This is a genomic window from Hymenobacter sediminicola (genome assembly GCF_014250515.1).
In the GTDB taxonomy this organism is placed as follows: Bacteria; Bacteroidota; Bacteroidia; order Cytophagales; family Hymenobacteraceae; genus Hymenobacter; species Hymenobacter sediminicola.
Genome location: NZ_CP060202.1, coordinates 1,826,075 through 1,844,229, shown reverse-complemented (window position 1 = coordinate 1,844,229; position 18,155 = coordinate 1,826,075). Strand labels below are relative to the sequence as shown.

General features: G+C 58.5%; 14 protein-coding genes and 1 tRNA gene. 8 read left to right on the top strand and 7 right to left on the bottom strand.

Annotated features, from left to right (window positions below; translation table 11 throughout):
- The first annotated feature begins 18 nt into the window (after positions 1–18).
- Both H4317_RS07805 and H4317_RS07800 read left to right on the top strand, forming a co-directional pair.
- Positions 19–396 carry a response regulator gene (locus tag H4317_RS07805; RefSeq protein ID WP_185889564.1) on the top strand — a complete coding sequence of 126 codons (378 nt, stop codon included), beginning with the start codon at positions 19–21 and terminating at the stop codon, positions 394–396.
- A 94-nt stretch (positions 397–490) separates the two neighbouring features.
- On the top strand, positions 491–1,261 hold the full coding sequence (locus H4317_RS07800) for an MBL fold metallo-hydrolase (RefSeq protein WP_185889563.1): 771 nt from the start codon (positions 491–493) through the stop codon (positions 1,259–1,261).
- A gap of 18 nt (positions 1,262–1,279) precedes the next feature.
- Here H4317_RS07800 and H4317_RS07795 read toward each other — a convergent pair whose 3' ends face one another.
- On the bottom strand, positions 1,280–1,762 hold the full coding sequence (locus H4317_RS07795) for a hypothetical protein (RefSeq protein WP_185889562.1): 483 nt from the start codon (positions 1,760–1,762) through the stop codon (positions 1,280–1,282).
- A 94-nt stretch (positions 1,763–1,856) separates the two neighbouring features.
- Here H4317_RS07795 and H4317_RS07790 point away from each other — a divergent pair, with 94 nt between their 5' ends.
- Positions 1,857–3,446, top strand: a complete 1,590-nt coding sequence (locus H4317_RS07790; protein ID WP_185889561.1) for an NFACT RNA binding domain-containing protein — start codon at positions 1,857–1,859, stop codon at positions 3,444–3,446.
- A gap of 96 nt (positions 3,447–3,542) precedes the next feature.
- Here H4317_RS07790 and H4317_RS07785 read toward each other — a convergent pair.
- Positions 3,543–3,624: transfer RNA gene (locus H4317_RS07785), tRNA-Leu, on the bottom strand.
- A gap of 271 nt (positions 3,625–3,895) precedes the next feature.
- Between H4317_RS07785 and H4317_RS07780 the strand changes: the two genes are divergently transcribed.
- The gene (locus H4317_RS07780) at positions 3,896–4,372 is read left to right on the top strand and encodes a low affinity iron permease family protein (protein WP_185889560.1); all 477 of its coding nucleotides are present in this window, start codon (positions 3,896–3,898) and stop codon (positions 4,370–4,372) included.
- A gap of 86 nt (positions 4,373–4,458) precedes the next feature.
- On the opposite strand, the gene H4317_RS07775 is transcribed toward H4317_RS07780, so the two are convergent.
- Positions 4,459–5,145, bottom strand: a complete 687-nt coding sequence (locus H4317_RS07775; RefSeq protein ID WP_185889559.1) for a Dps family protein — start codon at positions 5,143–5,145, stop codon at positions 4,459–4,461.
- Positions 5,146–5,421: 276 nt separating this feature from the next.
- On the opposite strand from H4317_RS07775, the gene H4317_RS07770 reads away from it, so the two are divergent.
- On the top strand, positions 5,422–5,949 hold the full coding sequence (locus tag H4317_RS07770) for an MOSC domain-containing protein (RefSeq protein ID WP_185889558.1): 528 nt from the start codon (positions 5,422–5,424) through the stop codon (positions 5,947–5,949).
- A 53-nt stretch (positions 5,950–6,002) separates the two neighbouring features.
- Here H4317_RS07770 and H4317_RS07765 read toward each other — a convergent pair whose 3' ends face one another.
- On the bottom strand, positions 6,003–6,800 hold the full coding sequence (locus tag H4317_RS07765) for a DUF2490 domain-containing protein (RefSeq protein ID WP_185889557.1): 798 nt from the start codon (positions 6,798–6,800) through the stop codon (positions 6,003–6,005).
- Between the two features lie 52 nt (positions 6,801–6,852).
- Entirely contained in the window at positions 6,853–7,947 is a 1,095-nt protein-coding gene (locus H4317_RS07760; protein ID WP_185889556.1) for an NHL repeat-containing protein, read from the bottom strand.
- A gap of 446 nt (positions 7,948–8,393) precedes the next feature.
- On the opposite strand from H4317_RS07760, the gene H4317_RS07755 reads away from it, so the two are divergent.
- Together H4317_RS07755 and H4317_RS07750 are read left to right on the top strand one after the other, a co-directional pair.
- Positions 8,394–12,764, top strand: a complete 4,371-nt coding sequence (locus H4317_RS07755) for a DUF4394 domain-containing protein (RefSeq protein WP_185889555.1) — start codon at positions 8,394–8,396, stop codon at positions 12,762–12,764.
- A 91-nt stretch (positions 12,765–12,855) separates the two neighbouring features.
- Entirely contained in the window at positions 12,856–13,083 is a 228-nt protein-coding gene (locus H4317_RS07750; protein WP_185890107.1) for a PID-CTERM protein-sorting domain-containing protein, read from the top strand.
- 560 nt (positions 13,084–13,643) lie between these two features.
- Here H4317_RS07750 and H4317_RS07745 read toward each other — a convergent pair.
- On the bottom strand, positions 13,644–15,047 hold the full coding sequence (locus H4317_RS07745; protein ID WP_185889554.1) for an RtcB family protein: 1,404 nt from the start codon (positions 15,045–15,047) through the stop codon (positions 13,644–13,646).
- A gap of 373 nt (positions 15,048–15,420) precedes the next feature.
- On the opposite strand from H4317_RS07745, the gene H4317_RS07740 reads away from it, so the two are divergent.
- Positions 15,421–15,600 (top strand): hypothetical protein, encoded by a 180-nt coding sequence (locus H4317_RS07740; protein ID WP_185889553.1) that lies wholly within the window; start codon positions 15,421–15,423, stop codon positions 15,598–15,600.
- 717 nt (positions 15,601–16,317) lie between these two features.
- Here H4317_RS07740 and H4317_RS07735 read toward each other — a convergent pair.
- Positions 16,318–17,844, bottom strand: a complete 1,527-nt coding sequence (locus H4317_RS07735; RefSeq protein ID WP_185889552.1) for a TROVE domain-containing protein — start codon at positions 17,842–17,844, stop codon at positions 16,318–16,320.
- Between the last annotated feature and the right edge of the window lie 311 nt (positions 17,845–18,155).

Sequence of the window (18,155 nt, the reverse complement as noted above, 5' to 3'; positions counted from 1 at the left end):
TCTTCTTCTTTCTCTCCCATGAGCGACGCGAAAACAATATTGATTGCCGAAGACAGTTCTGTTATCCTGAACCTGACCAAAAAGATTCTCGAGTTGCAGAAGTACCGCATCGTTTCGGCCAAGAATGGTGGTGAAGTCATCAAGCAGGTAGAAAGCCAGCCGATTGACTGCGTCCTGATGGACATCAACATTCCGGTGAAGGATGGCATGGAGTGCACCCGTGAAATTCGCGCCCATAAGGACGAGCGGATTTCGCACATTCCGATTATTGCCATCACGGGCAATGCCAACAACTACTCCATGGAGCAGTTTCGGGAGGCCGGCGTGACGGACTACCTGCCCAAACCCCTCGACTTCGACGCTTTGGTACGCGTAGTAAAACAGTATGTTGGGTAACGTGATGATGAAATAATGTGCTGATGTGCTGATTGAAGAACCTCAGTAGTCTACCTTCATCAGCACATCAGCATAGCAACCAATCAGCACATTAATGACTGTTACTTTCCTCGGCACGGGCACGTCGCAGGGCGTGCCCGTGATTGGGTGCCATTGTGCGGTATGCCGCTCTCTCGACTACCGCGACAAGCGCCTGCGGGTGTCGGTGCACGTGCAGACGCAGGGCAAGAGCATTATCATCGACTCGGGTCCTGACTTCCGGCAGCAGGTCCTGCGTGAGCATGTCGACCACTTGGATGCACTGGTCTTCACGCACGAGCACAAAGACCACACAGCCGGCATGGATGATATCCGGGCCTACAACTTCAAGCAGCAGCAGGACATGCCCGTGTACGCCGAGCCGCGGGTGCTGGAGCAGCTGAAGCGCGAGTATGCCTATATCTTTGCTGAGCACAAGTACCCGGGCGTGCCCCAGGTACAAACTGTGCCCATCCTCAGCGACACCGAGCAGTTCGATGTGCAGGGAGTAGCATTTCAGCCCATCCGGGCGCTGCATTACAAGCTGCCGGTGCTGGGCTTCCGTGTCGGCAATTTCAGCTACGTGACGGATGCCAACCACCTTTCCTCGGCCGCGCTGGACCAGATGCGAGGCTCCGACGTGGTGGTGCTGAATGCGCTGCGCCACGAAAAGCACATTTCGCACTTTTCGCTGTCGGAGGCAGTGGCTGTACTGGAAGAACTGGCCCCGCGCCGCGCCTACCTCACGCACATCAGCCATCTGCTGGGCCGCCACCGCGACGTGGAAGCCACTCTGCCGGACTTTATCCGGCTGGCGTATGATGGGCTGCGACTAGAGGTAAACTAAACTACTAGCAACTAGCACCTACAAAGGGCTCGTGACGCGTAGCGTTACCGCTATATCCTCGCGCTGGGGGTTACAGGTATTCAACTGCCAATTCACATAATGCAGCAAATAGCGCCGGCCATTTGCTCGCACGCTGGTTGTATCGAGCCAAGCCGGAGTGGTAGCGGCTGGTTGGTTTGCCGGAAGCTGCACCTGCTGCGTACGGCCTGCTGCATCCATAATGGACAGCACTGGATACACGTAGGTACCGACTAGGCAGGTCAACGAAGGATTATTAGAGCAGGAAACTGGCGGACAGTAGGTGTACTTAATATCCGCTACGTTTATGGTTAACTCGGGCTGCTGGGTAGAAGGCAAGTGCGCCGACTGCTGGTAGGCCAGGGTGAAATCCTGTCCGAAGGCAGTTGAAATAGCCTTAGGCGACGCAACCGCGTCTTGGTCTGATTTCTGGCAGGCGAGCAGGCCCAAGCCAACAGACATAAGCAGTAAGTAGTTTTTCATAACATGGATGCGAGATAGTTCTGCACGTAGGAGCAACTCCCTATAAACTTGGTTGCATTGGCCTATATACTGCTTTCGTTTTCTTTGCTTACCCATGCACACTAACTACTACTTTCTGCGCCTGCTCGCCCCAGCTCTCACGCAGCAACTGGCCGGCTACCAAGTAGTGACGTGCTTTTCGCAGGAGAAGGACGAGTTGGTGATTGGCCTCACCAACGGTACGGCGGAGTTCTGGCTAAAAGCCCAGCTTTCGGCCGCCTTTCCGGCGCTGGCATTGCCCGAAACTTTTCACCGGGCCCGTGCTAATTCCGTGGACCTAATGCCTGACCTGTTGGGACAGCAGGTGCAGCAGGTAGTCGTGCTGCCTCAGGACCGGGTGCTGCAATTCCGATTCCGGAGCGGCGCGACGCTGCTTTTCAAGCTATATAGCTCCCGCCCCAACGCCATTTTCCGCCTCACCGATGATGGGGCGGCTGAGCTGTTTCATCAGCGCTATACGCCTGATGCCGATATCCGGCCACTGGCCACCGAGCAGCCTACCGAACCCGCGCTGCCCCAAGCCGTAGCGCCCGATAGCGCCACTAATCCGCTCAAACGCTACCCGGCTCTTTCTGACCTGCCCGCCCGCTACCTGCGTACCCATGGCTATGACGCTGCCCCACCCGAGGCCAAGGAACAGCAGATACAAGAGCTTATTAAGCGACTGGAGAATCCTGAGGAGCTATTTATTATTACGCTGGAAGGCCGCACCCGACTGAGCCTGCTACCTCTTGGCGAAATAGTACGTACTCTTCCCGCGGATGCCATTGCAGCACTCCGGGCGTTTGTTCCGCTAGCCCTCAGCCGCCGGGCCTACGAGCTAGAACTACGGCAGCTTCGCCAAACGCTAGAGCGCCGAGCCGAAGAGGCAGCTACCAGTGCAGGTATGGCCCGCACCCGCTTGCATGCGCTGGAACACACTGCCGGTTACCGCCAGACTGCTGACCTCATTATGGCCTATCTGAGCCAGATTCCGGCCGGAGCTACGCAGGTTGAGGTTGTGGACTTTTACCAGGACAACCAGCCGCGCCTGATCAAGCTGAAGCCTACCGAAACGCCGCAACGCACCGCCCAGAATTTATACCGCAAGGCCAAGAACCAACAGATAGAAACCAGGCAGTTGGCAGAGCGTGCAGAGCGGCGCGAAACGGAAGCTTTCTGGTGCTTGGAGCGGCTGGAAGAGCTTGCTGCATTGCCCCTGGACCTTCGTATCCTGCGCCAGTGGCGCAAGCAGCACCAACTGGAGCCAGAAACCAAAGCCAAAGCCTCGCAGGAGCTTCCTTTCAAGGTATTTGAGGATAGTGGCTTCACAATTCTGGTGGGACGCAACGCCCAGAACAACGACTTGCTTACGCAGCGCTATGCCCACAAAGACGACCTGTGGCTGCACGCCAAAGATGTAAGCGGTTCTCATGTGGTAGTGCGGCATCGGGCCGGCCAGCCAGTGCCAGAACCGGTGATAGAGCGGGCGGCGCAACTGGCTGCCTGGTACTCGCGCCGCCAGAACGACTCCCTTTGTCCGGTGACCGTCACGCCCAAGAAATTTGTCCGTAAGCCCAAGGGTGCACTGCCCGGCCAAGTGCTGGTAGAGCGCGAGAAGGTGGTGTTGGTTGTGCCCGCCAACCCATTTGAGCGGGTAGGCTAATTCATTAGCGGACTGGGTATATGTTCACCGCTGAACGGTGGCATAAAAAAACAGCCTACTGCAGCAGGGCTACAGTAGGCTGTTTTTGGTTTAGAGTGCGCGCGGGGAGATTCGAACTCCCACACCCGAAGGCACCACCCCCTCAAGATGGCGTGTCTACCAGTTTCACCACGTGCGCAGAGACGGCAAGCACTCCTGTTTCACTAGCGAAAGACAAAGCTTTCGGCTTTACTGAGGTGGTAAAGCGAGGGCAAAAGTAGGGACTCTGGTTGGGCGGTGCAAGCCTCCGAAGGTATTTTTTGTGGCGTTTTGCTACCAATGACAAGGCCGCTAGTGCTTGTAAGCTCAGGCTCAGCTCCAAACCACCTCATCCAGCGTTCAGAATGAGGTCAATATATTTCGAGTGGTAGCGCCGCAACTCACTGTTTATTCTTCTTCCTTCCTGTCGTATGGTACCTTTTCTGCCCACAGATTCTGCCCGCTCTAACTTATTTGCCCGCTTCGCTGAACGTATTACAGCGTGGGCAGGCTCTACACTTGTCTTCTGTCTAGCGCTAGGCATCGTGTTGCTCTGGGCCCTTACCGGGCCTGTGTTTCACTATTCCGAAACGTGGCAGCTGATTATCAATACGGGCACTACCATCATTACCTTTTTGATGGTTTTCTTGATTCAGCGCGCGCAGAACAAAGATTCCCTGGTGCTTCACCTCAAGCTCAACGAGCTGTTGGCAGCCCACAAAGGAGCCAGCAACCGCCTGATAAATGCGCAGGACTTCTCAGAAGAAGAAATCCATGTATTGCACCGGTACTTCGATATTCTGGCTGAAAAAGCGGCGCTTGACCGTGACCTAGGCCGTACCCACAGCGTGGAAGAAGCGGAGGAAAACCATGTGAGTAAGCGGGCCGCGCGTCACAAGCCCCATTAGCTAGCTCCTAGCTACAAAAAGCCGGTCCTGCTTCCAGCGAAGGAAACAGGACCGGCTTTTTGTGTGCCTGTAGGTCTCGAGTGGGATTATTCAGCGCGGGCTAGTGGCGTATCTACTACATGCTCTGAAACGAACCAAACCTGCAATTCATTGAGGCGCATTACGTCGCTCACGGCCAAGTCATTCGTGCCATCGTCGCCGGAGTCATCGGCTTCTTTGGCGAATTTGTGGGCATTCTTGAGGATTATCTGGTGGGCTTCCAGCAGACGGCCTACCTGAATTGGAGCCTCTTCCCGGTCGCGGGGCGGCCGTGGAATGCTGGTCAGCTCGGCAACATCATGGGCCATAGCAACGGCTACGCCGCCCAGAATCTGGATTCGTTCAGCAATGGTGTCTACCAGCGCGCTTTGCTCTTCGTAGTGCTTGTCGTAGAGCAGATGCAGCTGATAAAATGTGGGGCCTACTACCTGCCAGTGGTGTTTCTTGTACAGGTCGCGTAGCGTGATGGTATCGGCCAGCAGTTGGTTGAGGTTGGTTACGCTCTGTTGGCGGGTCTTTTCATCGAGGCCAATGGGGAGGCGCTGCGACACAGTGCCGTACTTCTGCAGGGGTGCCGGAGCGTGAAACTGCTGATTCAGGACAGGCTGCACGCTGGGAGCAGAATGGCCATTGGAAGCGGCAGGCGCTGCGGTTTTACGGGCAGCAGGAGTTTTGGAGGAAGCTACCGGGGCTTTGGAGGCGGCAGCGGGTTTCTTGGCAGGAGCTTTAGCCATGGTCTGGAGGAGCAAAAAAATCGGTGGAAAGGTGCTGGCTTGAGTAAGCCGGCAACCTGCACCAATACGCCGGAAACCCGTTTGAGGTTAGCAACCTGCCTTATTTAGTTCTGAGGTTTTCTCAGTGCCAGACGCAACAAACGACGTGAGGCCTAAGCGGACTGGCTTGAGGCAGTGGTAGCTCATTGGGTCTCCTATACAGCCCGCTGTAGGCATGCAGCAACCATCCGTATGCGCAGGCAGTAGACACAAGCGCGCCTTATCTCCTCCTCTACTATGCCTTTTCCTTTTTTCGGCGACGACAAATCGACTATTGCCCGGCTGCTCTCTACTCTACCCCAGACCGGCCGGGTGGAGTGGATTGGCCTGCGCCCTGCCCGGCGGGAACAACTTCTAACGGTAGAAGAAGCCACTGCCGAAACAGACCGCCACCTGACCGGCGACCATGCTCGGCCCAAACCCGGCGGCAAGCGCCAAATTACGCTGATCCAACATGAACACCTGGCCGCCGTTGCCGGATTTTTAGGCCTGGCTATGCCCCTGGCTCCGGGCCGTCTGCGCCGCAATGTGGCCATCAGCGGCCTGAATTTATTGGCTCTAAAAAACCGTCAGATACAAATCGGGGCGGAGGTGGTTCTGGAAATAACGGGGGAGTGCCACCCCTGTTCAAGAATGGAAGAAGAACTGGGGCCCGGCGGCTACAATGCCATGCGTGGGCACGGCGGCCTCACGGCGCGCATCGTGCAGGGAGGCATGTTTCGCGTGGGCGACGAGGTGCGTGTGCTGGAAAAGAGCAGCGCGTAATCCACCTACAAGCGTCTGCAGGCGCAGGGTTTCAGTATTCCAGTGTCCTCTGCCTAGTCCTGTTGCGACGGCAGTTTCTCAACGGCAGGTAGCGTAGTAGATGGGCGAATGATACGGTAGGTGAAGGCCATTACAATGTTGTTCTTGGCGGCGGTATTCTGCAGGATAAACTGCCCTTGCCGAGCCGTGTAGTTGTAGTTGGCTTGGTTGACGTAGCCAATCTGCACAGCAACGTGCGAGTTTACCTGATAGCCAACACCTCCGTACACGCGGTTACGCTCAAATACTGGGCCTTTCGGATTCAGAAATATTTCATTGTAAGCGGCCAGGAATACCGTACCGGCCGATATAGTTGTATTGTTGAGAGGCAGAAACGCATTGAGGCGGTAGCGAAACCGCTGCCGGAATCCGGTGCTGTCGTCGCGGAAATTGAACCAACGCTGCTCAATGCGGTAGCGGTGCTCCAGCTTCAGCCGCTTCGAGTACTGCGTCAGGGTGAGTTGTTCCCAGAGTCGCTTTTCGGTGTTCAGGGGCGGCGCATCCAGGTCACGGTAGTCGGAAGTTGAATAGCGCCCGCCGGCTATGGTTACCGTGAAATTAGGGTCGATATCGTAGCTCCCCCCGGCTTTCAACTCGTTGTAGAAATACTGTTTAAACAGGCCATTGGTCCGAGCTTGCACTTCCGCGAAGCCCCCAAACTTGTGGGTAGCATTGCCGGGCAGTTGCACCGTGCCAATAAACCAGGTTCCCCAGGGCTGCACAGGGTTGGCAGGCGTTTGGGCATGGGCTGCAGCGCACCACGCGGCGGCCAGCAGGGTGAGGAGTATCCGGGAAAGCACGTTGTGTTGCATGGTGATGGCCGGCTCAGGCAAACAGAAAGCTGGTTAGCTAGGCTATAGCACGCTAGTCACGCGTTGCCTTGCGGATGTACGATCCGACTTGCTGCGTTAGATAGAGGGTACCTTGCGCATCGGAGGCAATACCATAGGGCAGGATGAACTGGGCAGTGCTGCCCGAACCGTTGGTAAAGCCCAATTCGCCGGTGCCGGCAATTGTGCTGACTTCGCCACCCGCACTGATTTTGCGGATGCGGTTGTTTTCGCCGTCCGTTACATAGATAGTGCCTTCGGCATCCACAGCTACCCCGGCCGGAGCGTTGAAGCGGGCGGCTGCCGCCGGACCGTCGGTGTAGCCTTTGGTGCCACTGCCCGCTACCGTAGTCACGACACCGGCCGGAGACACCTTGCGAATTCGATGGTTCTGCAGGTCAGCCACAAACACATTGCCCTGCCCGTCGAGCGCCAGCCCCGTTACATACTGGAACTGCGCGGCAGCTCCTGTGCCGTCGGCGTAGCCGGCTACGCCAGAACCCGCGAGCGTGCTGACGACGCCCGACGTCGTGATTTTACGAATCCGGTAATTCCCGCCATCCGCTACGTACACGGTGCCCTGCGCATCTACGGCCAGGCCGGTAGGCAAGTCGAACTGAGCCACGGCAGCCGGCCCATCGGCCCCGCCCCGCACGCCGCTGCCAGCCAGCGTGCTCACCACACCTGCCGTACTGATCTTGCGGATTCGGGCATTGCCGAAGTCGGCTACATACACCGTGCCCTGCGCATCTACGGCCACGGCTGCCGGGCTGCTGAACCGGGCAGTTGTAGCAAGACCATCAGCATAGCCTCCGTTCTGAGTGCCTGTTGGTCCGCTACCAGCCAGCGTGGTTACTACGCCCGCAGGGCTTATTTTCCGAATGCGGTGATTCAGGAAATCCGCTACGTACACGTTGTTTTGGGCATCCACGGCCAGCCCCTCCGGATTGTTAAACTCGGCCTGGCTACCGGTGCCATCGGCAAAGCCACCGGAACTGTTGGTGCCCGCAAAGACACTGATTGTGTAGGTGGGAACCTCAGCAGCGGGTGGCGGAGGTGTGGGTTTCTCGCAGCCGGCAATACCTGCCAGTACCGTGAATAAAGCTAAACGGGTAGCAAAACGAATCATTAGTTACCTGGAATTTGCACGGCGAAGTTACACATCCAGCAAATACGGCTCGCCGGTTTTCCGCGCAGCAATGCAAAAGGTGACCGTACAATTTCCTCTTTGCAGCGCAACACCAACCGCAGCTACTGCGCTGCTCCTATGGCTCAGGTACTTAGTACTGTACAACCGACCGTAGTGCTGCCAGATGAGTACAAGGGATACTATTTAACAGAACCTGCGCAACGTGCCCTACTCCTATTTGACCGGGCGTAAACGCATTAGTAATAAGCAGGTTTGCTCTGCGCCATAATTATATAACAATATAATTTTTAATGAATTTTTAACCCATTTTGTCAATCCGTTTATTCTTGAGCTAGCGTATGGCTTGTGTCTCTGACCCAGTTTAGGATTAGTATAGTACAACTGCCAGGCGGGTCGGCCTTGTTCATTTCACTACATACTTCGTGATGAAAGCACCCATACGTTCTCCATTTCCGCCCTTCAACCGCAGCCTGCTGGGCCTGACCATCGGCATGAGCCTACTGAGTAGCGTGAGCGCACAGGCCCAGACTGTGTATGGCCTCAACCGGACCAGCAACCTGCTCACAACATCCTCCTTCGTCGGGGGAGGCACGCCTACTTTCCAACCGATTACGGGCGTTGGGGCCGGCCAGACCTTGGTAGGACTTGACTCGCGGCCGGCCACCGGCGAGCTATTTGCGCTAGGCTACAATGGTGCCGGCTCGGCTCAGCTGTATACTATCAACAAAACTACTGGCGCCGCTACCGCCGTGGGTGGCGCGCTGCCTCTGGCTTTGGGAACAAGCACCGAAGGCATCGGCTTCGACTTCAACCCGACCGTGGACCGCATCCGGGTGACGAGCTCTAACCGGGCCAATTACCGCCTCAACCCCAACAACGGTGCCTTGGCCGCCACGGACGGCATGCTGGCGTTCGGGACCGGAGCCGGCACCGGCCTGCCGGCCGTGGGCACTGCGGCTTACACCAATAGCTTCATCGGGACGGCTAGCACCACTCTCTACGATATCGACGAAAGCCGTTCGACGCTCTATATCCAAAACCCGCCTAACGACGGCACCCTGGCTACCCCCGTGGCCATCACCCGCTTCAGCACCAACCTGCTACAAGCCGGCGACCAGACCGACCTGGATATCTACACCGATCCGGCCACCCGTACGCAGGTGGCCCTTCTCACTGTTACGCGCACCAGTGGCGGTATCCCTACCACTACCTTCTATACCCTGGACCTAGCAACCGGCACAGCCTCCGTGTTAATGACGGGTCAGGCAGGAGTGGGTATTGATGACATTGCATTTGGTATCGAACGGACTACGCCTGCCCCGAGCGGCCAGCTCCTCTATGCGGTTAGCACCAACAGCACGCTGCTCTCCTTCTATTCGGGCACGCCGGGCTACATCAATTCGGCAGTAGCCATTACAGGTATCACAGCTAACCAGACGCTGGTAGGCACTGATTTTCGCCCCAATACCGGTCAGCTGATTGGTATGGGCTACGATGCCACTACTGCCGGTGCTAACTCGGAGCTATATTCCATCAACCTGAGCACGGGGGTAGCCACGTCGTTAGGAGCAGCTATCCGGCTGGAGCTGGGCGGCCCTACCGAGAATATCGGCTTCGATTTCAACCCGACGGTGGACCGTATCCGGGTAGTGAGCACCAATCGCGCCGACTTCCGCCTCAACCCCAACAACGGCGCCCTGGCCGCCACCGACGGCCAGCTCACCTACGCCCCCACCGACCAGAACGCGGCCGCCACGCCGCGCATCGGCTCGGTAGGCTACACCAATAGCTACCCCGGCAGCACCAGCACCACCCTCTACGATATTGACGAGGCCCTGAGCATTCTGGCGATTCAGAACCCGCCGAATGCCGGTACTCTGAACACGGTAGGCAACACCACCGGCCTGACACTGAGTAGCAGCAATGCGCTGGTTGACCTGGATATCTACTTCGACCGGGGCAGCTCTATAAACCGGGCATTCCTGACGGCAAACCCTGGGGGCCAGGCCTCCAGCAACCTCTACTCCCTCGACCTGGGCTCGGGCAATCCGACACTGGTGGGCGCCATCGGACTGGGTATTCCGGTGCGGGATGTAGCGGCTGTGCTGAACGGCGCCGATGCTTCGGCGGGGCTCAGTGGCCGGTTGCTCTACGGCATTGCCGGTGGCAACTTGGTGTCGTTCGACTCCGGCAACCCCGGCGTGATTCGTACTGCTGTCAATATCACCGGTCTGCCGGTCAATGGCTCGCAGGTATTGGTAGGCAGCGACTTCCGGCCGGCAAATGGCATGCTCTATGCGCTGGGCTACGATGCCGCGCTTCAGCAAGGCCAGCTCTACACCCTCAACCTGACGACCGGCGCCCTGAGTGCTGTGGGGGGCCTGCAGGGGCTGGCGCTGGGCACTTCTGCTGCCAACATTGGCTTCGACTTCAACCCGGTTCCGGACCGTATCCGCATCACGTCGGCCTCGAACCAGGCCAACCTGCGCATGAATCCGGACGACGCCACCTACATCACGGACGGGACACTGAGCAACCCGAGCGGTGCGCCTGCACTGTCCGGCGTAGCGTACACCAACAATGACACCAACGCCGCCACCGGAACCACACTTTACGGCTACGACCAGGCGCGCAATGTGCTGCTGCGCTCCACTGATGCCAACGCGGGTACTTACGTTGACCAGGGAAGCACGGGCATCAGCATAAATCCAGGAGCAGAATTCGACATTTTCGCCGATCTGGCCACCCCAGCGGCTCCGGTAAACACGGCCTATTTATCTGCGTCGCCTACAGGCTCTACCGCCGACAACCTGTATACCGTGGACTTGTCCAGCGGAGCCGCCACCTCGGCCGGCCGTATCGGCAGTGGCTCTAACCTGACTGGCCTCGCTGCCTTCCTCACCCCTGTCTTCTCGGGCCTGACCTGGACCGGAGCAGTGAGCACCGACTGGGGCGTAGCCGGCAACTGGAGCCCCATGCAGGTGCCTACAGCTACCGACAACGTCACTATTCCGAATGTCGCTAATGACCCAGTGGTGAGCAACGCCCAGCAAGCTAACAGCGTGACGCTGGCTTCGGGTGCTACCCTAACAACGGCCAATGGCGGCACCCTCACCGTGAATGGCAACTTCACCAACAACGGTGGCTCTACGCTGGGTAGTGGCACGGGCACCATTGCCTTTACCGGTCCGGCTGCCCAAACCATTGGCGGCACAGGCACTACCTTCATCAACAACCTGACAGCCGGCCCGGCGGGCGTGACGGCCGCCAGTGCGGTGCAAGTGCAGCGCGTGCTGCTGCTCAATGGCAACCTGACTTCCAACGGCAACCTAACGCTGCTTTCCAACGCTACCGGCACAGCCCATGTAGTGAACAACGGAGGCGTAGTGAACGGCAACGCCGCCGTGCAGCGCTATATTGATGGCAGCCTGAACAGCGGCAGCGGCTACCGCCATTATTCCGCCCCGGTGTCTGGTTCCAGCGTGGCCGACCTGGCTACCAGCGGCTACTCGCCGGTTGTGAATCCGGCCTATAATACGGCCGCTGTGCCTAGCGCCGTTACGCCGTTCCCCACGGTGTTCGGCTACGATGAAACCCGCGTGACTACCAGCGGCAACCCCGCGCCACAGGATTTCGACAAAGGCTTCTTCTCCCCTGCTTCCACTGGCAGCCCCTTGGTTGTGGGCCGGGGCTACACCGTAAACATTCCGGCTTCGCAGACCGTGGACTTCGTGGGCACGCTCAACAACGGCACCGTTACGGCCAGCGGCCTGTCGCGCGGCACCCAGACCGAGTCGGGCTGGCAGCTGCTGGGCAACCCCTATCCTTCCCCAATTGACTGGGACCTGGTAGGCCGTACCAACGTAGACGCTGCCGTGTATGTGTATCGCTCTACAGGTACGTATGCCGGTACCTATTCCAGCTATGTAGCAAATGGCGCGGGCACGAACGGTGGCACGGACATCATCGGCTCGGGCCAGGGGTTCTTCGTGCGAGTGAGCACACCAGGCAGCACCAACGGTCAAGTTTCCTTTGCCAATGCGGCCCGCCTGACGACGTATGCCAGCCCGACCTTCCAGCGCGGTACGGCCATCAACGGCCCGCTCGTTCGCCTCGACCTGCGGGCGGCTTCCGGACCAGCTGATGAAACCGTAGTGTATTTCGACCCGAATGCCACTGCCGGATTCGATGCAACAATGGATGCATATAAGCTCCTGGCCGGCAGCACGCCCGTATTGGCCAGCGAACTGAACGCCACGACGCGCCTTGCCATCAATGCCCTACCGAACCTGACTACTGCTGACCGGACTATTATGCTGCACGTAGCTGCCAGCCAGCCAGGCACCCACACGCTGCGGGCCGTGGAGCTGCAGAATCTGCCAGCCGGCACCTTTGCCTACCTCCGCGACGCCCAGACCGGTACTGTGGTAGATCTGGCAACTCAGCCTGAATACAGCTTCCAGCTTGCGGCAGGCACCGCTACTGGCCGCTTCACGCTGCTCCTGACCCAGCAACGGATTCTGGCCAATGCTCCGGCAGCCCTCAGCCAACAAGTGTCGGTATTCCCGAACCCGGCGCGTAGCACGGTTTCCGTCAGCCTTCCTGCCGCCTTGGCCCGCCAGGCCACTGAGGTGCAACTGCTGAACTCGCTGGGCCAGACGGTACTGCGGACTACGCTGCCAGCTGGCACGACGCAGGCCCGCTCGATTTCTCTGTCTGGAGTATCGCAGGGAGTATATACGCTGCGTCTGCAAACTGCCGAAGGCAGCATCAACAAACGCCTCGTGATTGAATAACCAACGGTCTTCCGGCCCCGGTTGCGTTGAAGGCAGCCGGGGTTTGGCCGCCGTCTGTCTCTTTCTTGCTTTTAGCCTATTTCAGCTTGATATGAAAAACATTGCCTCTTTTCTCCGACTGAGTTTTGCTACTGCCGGCCTTTTTCTGCTGGCTGGCGGAGCCAATTTGGTACAGGCCCAGGGCCCCGGTTCCGGCGGCCCCGAGCCCGATCCGCAACAGCCCACGGCTGTCCCCATTGATGGCGGTGCTTCGTTGCTGCTGGCGGCTGGGGTTGGTTTCGGCCTGAAAAAACTCCGCGACCAGCGCCGTCGTCGGTAGCGCTCCATTTGCCACCGTTCCCCTCAAGCCTGCTTCCGAAGCCTCGGGGGCAGGCTTCTGTGTAAAAATAGTCTCCTGACAATCAATGCATACAGAAGCGAGGGAGTAGAATTGGTTGTTGCCCGCAAACCATGCGCTATGGCTTCTGCGTAAAATCTGCTAAGCAGACCACCGTAGCCTGCCGCAACACAGCGCTACCTGCTTTACCGTACGTGCCCTTTTTCCGAGTACACCTGCAGCTCACACCTGCTTCAGGTTCCATTGAGTAGTTTTCTCACCACGAATTTTCATTCGTATGGAACCACATGCCCACACCCCGTCTCTGTCCACTACGGCCGTAGCGCTGCTGCTACTTGCCGGCGGATTGCTCACTACTTCCTCTATTCTGGTGGCTACCAGCTCCAGCCCTGATACGGCGATGAACTCCACCAAGAAAAATACGATTCACAACGGTAGACATTCCAGAGCACTAAGTCATTTTCGCCATCGTCGCCGTGCAGCATTGTAAAAGGCAAAAGGCCCGAACGAGAGTTCGGGCCTTTTTTATTTGTCGTAGTGGTTCAGGAGCCACCTTCCATGCGCACAATACGCGGCGTGAAAGAGCCCAGCACATCCACCAGTTCTGTCTGGCTGGCCATCACGGCCCGGATGTCCTTGTAGGCCTGCGGAGCTTCGTCAACGCCACCGCCAATCAGCTCGATATGGTGCTGCTGCAGGTAGCGCCGGACTTCGGCTTCGCCCAGCTCCAGTTTGGCACGAGTCCGGGACATAGCCCGGCCGGCCCCGTGCGAAGCCGACGACAGCGAAGCCGCCTCACCCCGCCCCCGCACAATAAAGCCGGGAGCCGTCATCGAGCCGGGAATGATACCCAGCACGCCTTTGCCGGCCGGCGTAGCGCCCTTACGGTGCACAATGACTTTGCGTCCGTCGGCGAGGTGCTCTTTCCAGGCAAAGTTGTGGTGGTTTTCCATTTTCGCCAACGGACGCTCGCCCAAGGCTTTAGCCAGCCGCTGATGAATCTGGTGGTGGCAAGCCGAAGCGTAGTCACCGGCCAAGTTCATAGCCGCCCAGTATTCCTGCCCGGCCTCACTTTCCAGGGAAAGCCAAGCCAGGTGCTGCGCTTCGGCAGGCAGCTGGCACACATCTTTGGCGAGCTTGGTGTAGTGGTTAGCCACACTCGCGCCTAGCCCCCGGGAGCCGGAGTGCGAAAGTAGCCCCAGATATTGGCCCACCGGCACCCCCAACTCGTTTGAAGGGTCGGTGATGTCGACGACGCCCCACTCCACGAAGTGGTTGCCGCCGCCGGAGGTGCCAATCTGCTCGGCAGCAGTAGCCTGCTTGTTGCGCAGAAACCCGATGTCCCGGAATTCGTCGCGCTCCAGCACTGCATGGTCTAGTTTCTGGCCGCGCTGGAAACCCTGCTTGTTGCCGAAACGAGTATGCTCCAGTAGCAGCTTGCGTAGCTCCTGCACCCGCTGTTCTAGGTGCTTGGGCGGCAACGCAAACACCGACAACGCCATCCGGCACCCGATGTCCACACCCACGGCGTAGGGAATCACGGCATTATCAGTAGCCAGCACGCCCCCGATGGGCAGGCCGTAGCCGTGGTGGGCATCGGGCATAAGAGCCCCAGCCACCGTGACGGGCAGTTTCATGGCCGTTTCCATCTGATGGATGGCGCCTTGCTCGATGTATTCGGCCCCGAACACGGCGTAGTCTTTGCGGGCGGCCAGGGCAATGTGCCGGCTGGGCGCGGGCAGCAGCGCAGCAGCTGTATGGCTCCAGTCGAGGTGTGTGAGGTAGTTCGTTGGGGTATCCAACAGGTCTTTGAGTAGCGTGAGCTGGTCGGTTTGTGAAAGTTTTTTGAGATGCTTGCGCTGCAATTGAGCCAGCGCCAAGCCAATGGCACGGCCTTCGGGAAATCCAAGTTGGCGAAGGTCGTTGCCCCGTAGTTGTGAGGCCATATACGTGGTCTTTTTGATTGACTAATATTGAATTGTTCCGGTTGGATTGGCTCGATCAGGCATGAGAACAGAAGGGTTAGACTGCCACGGCCACGCCGCTGCAGATTGGTTGATGAACAACTATTTCTTAGGTTCCGGAGCAACAGGTGGCCCACGCATCTGGCCCAGAAGAGGGCCAAGGGACTAGACAGGTCGAAGTAACGCGGACCTACGGCATCCGGAGCTGAGAAAGGACACAGAAAAGGGAACCAGCCAGAGAATCTGCTTTGCCACAATGGCCTGTTCGGCCACTGCAGCCCGAAGTATGACTTTCTTACGCCACTTTTCGGCATCCTGAAACGAACCTGACCGGGCAATAAGCTGCGAAGCCCATATGTGCTCTAACCAACTGAGCTACTGCCCTGCGGCAGGTGGGCCGCGACCCCACGACCCCATCAACCTAAACGAAGTAGGGCTTCGCTACGGCACCGGCCAGGTAAAGAAAGTGCGGGGCAACAGACGCCAGGCCTCTTATATCCTGCTCTACCTGACTGAGCTACGACCACTGCCCTGAGGCAGCTACCGGCGGGAATCGAACCCACGACCTGGACAGCCGAAGTATGGCCCGGCTACGGCACCCGCTTTCCTGTTTGATTTTCGGCGTAGGGCAACAGGCACCCGGCTAACTGGTCTGCCCTACCATTTTCAGGCGTCACGCCTTGCAGCATGACTTCGGGAGTCGAACCCGCGACAGAACCTATTGGATGGCGAAGTATGGCCCGGTTACGGCACCTACGCTGGAAATAAACAACTACACTACCGGGGCAACTGGTGAAAAGCGGCGGCCGAAGCCTTTCTGCTCTACCATCTGAGCTACAACCAGGCCTGTAAGCCCGACTGATACGATTCGAACGTATGACCCGAAGGAATGCTTTCCGACGGCACCCGGTAGGGTTATAATATCCGGCTGAAACCACCGGTTCGGGGCAACGAGCGGCCGACGTATGTTTTCCTGCTGGTGCCGCAGCACAGGCGCGGAACTCGAACCCGTAACGCCCGCCTACGGCACCCGAACGGTGGCTCAGCCGGTTTGGAACGGCTGGCCGGAGCCACAGTGCCCCGGCGCCCCGCCGTTCCGGCCGACGGCTGCTATGTAGTGGTCAGCCGCCTTCCCAAGAGTTTTACGATGTTGAGAACATGATTATTGTATCCTGAAGGAAAGTTATCTGACCGTGACCCGGAAGTGGCCGCCGCTTTGTATGGTTTCTGGCCACTTCCGGGGCGGCAGGAGTTACAAGTCAATGGTATTGATTTCGGTGAGGGCCGAGCCGCCGCTTTCCAGCGAGGCCAGCACCTCAAACACCTTATCTGACCAGCCGGCAATCAGGGCCACTCCCTCCTCAGCGCGTACGTCGAGGGGAGCAGTGCCGTGGCCGGCCAGGTCGAAGAGGTACAGGCGGGCCTGCGGTGCTACCGTGCGGCGGTACTCTGCCCACTCCTTCGCCACCGAACTGCCGTTGCAGTTTGAGTTCCAGAGCTGGCAGTCCGTGAACATCATCACCTTGTCGACCACCTCGCGGCGGTGGCGCAGGTCCTCGAGCACGAGGTAGCCGTTGGTGCTGTAGCCTACCTCCCCTTCGCGGCGGTAGAACTCGTCCACGTTGCGCAGTACTGGCCCACGAGGCAGGCTCAGGCGCTTCCACGTGTTGCCGAACATGCCGGCCGTTACGTGCTGGCAGCGGCTTTGCAGCAACATACCCAGCACCAGGCCCACGTCGTAGAGCAGCACTTTACTGCGCTGAGACACCGGCTGCTGCATCGAGCCCGATACGTCGCAGGCAATGACCACGCGGGTTTCGGGGCCGAAGCCACGCAGGTTGGCAGCGCTATGCGCAATGGCATCTTCCAGGGCCGCCAGCACCGCCGACACGTGCCCGCCTTCCAAGGCCTTTACCTCGCGGTAAGCGGCCAGGAAGCGGAACGGCAGCTGCTTGCTGCGCGCCACGGCAAACCGGTCGGCCAGCGCGGCGCACACGTCCACCATCGTCTCCGCCGACACGTCGGCTTCGAGAATGTTGCGCAGGTTACGCAGCAGGGCCATGTAGCCCAGCTTGCCGCTGCCAATCAGCTCCGTCCATTTCAGGCGGAAAGCCGCGGCGCGCTCTGCCGGCGTAGCGTATTGCACCTGCCCCAGCGCCGACAACTCGGTTTCCCAAGTGTAGGGCGTAGGCAGGGTACCGGCCACCAGCTGGTCGAACAAGGCTTGCTGCTCGAGGCTTTTGGCGGCAGGGTGCACCAGAAACAGCGCGTCGCGCAAACGCACGGCCCCGGCCCGGTCGTACTTGGCCAGCTGGTAGCCGTCGAAGCGGTTGAAGCTGAGGGCCAGGCCTTTTTGCAACTGCTTGGACAGGCGGTTGAGCGTTTTGCGGCCCGCCCGCTGGTTGGCCTGCGCATAGAAGGCCAGCAGCTCCGTTATTTCGTCGGGGCGCTGCACAATGCGAGCCACCAAGCGGCTTACAAGGCTGTTGCCGCGGTGCTGGCGGGCCAGCTCCACGGCCAGCACCAGCGGCACCGAACGTAGGTACATCCGCTCACGGGCGTACACGGCAAGCCGGGCTACAAATACCGGCTCACACTGGGCCACCAATTCCCGCAGGCGCACCAGCCGCGTTTCCGCCGACTCATAAAACTGATCTGATAGTGCTGCAGTTGCCACGGCAGCATACAGCTCCACCTCTGGAGTAAGCGTGAAAGCCGCTGCCCCTTCGTGGTTGGTTGTGGTGGGCTGTGTTTTGCGGAAGGGTAAATTGAAGCGCATAAAAATTAATTTAATGGTAATGAAGAAAAGCAAAGTACTAATTAATTTTCAGTCAGTGATAAGTAGACACATCTATCCTGTTTCGAATAAAAATTAATTTATTCAATCAGATAATTAACATGAAAAAAGCCCGACTCCTGAGGGGAAGCCGGGCTTTTTCACGGATACAACACGAGGAATTTACCTACGCGAATCTTCCGACAAAAAATCCCGGCCATACCAATCCCACTCGCGGCTGACACGCCGTTTGTTCTGGAGTTGGAGCATAAAGCAATCTGCTGGCAGATGCATGGCCGAAGGGTGTAAATGGC

Bases quoted from the DNA above. Each gene is read 5' to 3' on its own strand.
- H4317_RS07805 (WP_185889564.1), top strand. From the start codon at position 19: ATGAGCGACGCGAAAACAATATTGATTGCCGAAGACAGTTCTGTTATC.
- H4317_RS07800 (WP_185889563.1), top strand. From the start codon at position 491: ATGACTGTTACTTTCCTCGGCACGGGCACGTCGCAGGGCGTGCCCGTG.
- H4317_RS07795 (WP_185889562.1), bottom strand. From the start codon at position 1,762: ATGAAAAACTACTTACTGCTTATGTCTGTTGGCTTGGGCCTGCTCGCC.
- H4317_RS07790 (WP_185889561.1), top strand. From the start codon at position 1,857: ATGCACACTAACTACTACTTTCTGCGCCTGCTCGCCCCAGCTCTCACG.
- H4317_RS07780 (WP_185889560.1), top strand. From the start codon at position 3,896: ATGGTACCTTTTCTGCCCACAGATTCTGCCCGCTCTAACTTATTTGCC.
- H4317_RS07775 (WP_185889559.1), bottom strand. From the start codon at position 5,145: ATGGCTAAAGCTCCTGCCAAGAAACCCGCTGCCGCCTCCAAAGCCCCG.
- H4317_RS07770 (WP_185889558.1), top strand. From the start codon at position 5,422: ATGCCTTTTCCTTTTTTCGGCGACGACAAATCGACTATTGCCCGGCTG.
- H4317_RS07765 (WP_185889557.1), bottom strand. From the start codon at position 6,800: ATGCAACACAACGTGCTTTCCCGGATACTCCTCACCCTGCTGGCCGCC.
- H4317_RS07760 (WP_185889556.1), bottom strand. From the start codon at position 7,947: ATGATTCGTTTTGCTACCCGTTTAGCTTTATTCACGGTACTGGCAGGT.
- H4317_RS07755 (WP_185889555.1), top strand. From the start codon at position 8,394: ATGAAAGCACCCATACGTTCTCCATTTCCGCCCTTCAACCGCAGCCTG.
- H4317_RS07750 (WP_185890107.1), top strand. From the start codon at position 12,856: ATGAAAAACATTGCCTCTTTTCTCCGACTGAGTTTTGCTACTGCCGGC.
- H4317_RS07745 (WP_185889554.1), bottom strand. From the start codon at position 15,047: ATGGCCTCACAACTACGGGGCAACGACCTTCGCCAACTTGGATTTCCC.
- H4317_RS07740 (WP_185889553.1), top strand. From the start codon at position 15,421: ATGTGCTCTAACCAACTGAGCTACTGCCCTGCGGCAGGTGGGCCGCGA.
- H4317_RS07735 (WP_185889552.1), bottom strand. From the start codon at position 17,844: ATGCGCTTCAATTTACCCTTCCGCAAAACACAGCCCACCACAACCAAC.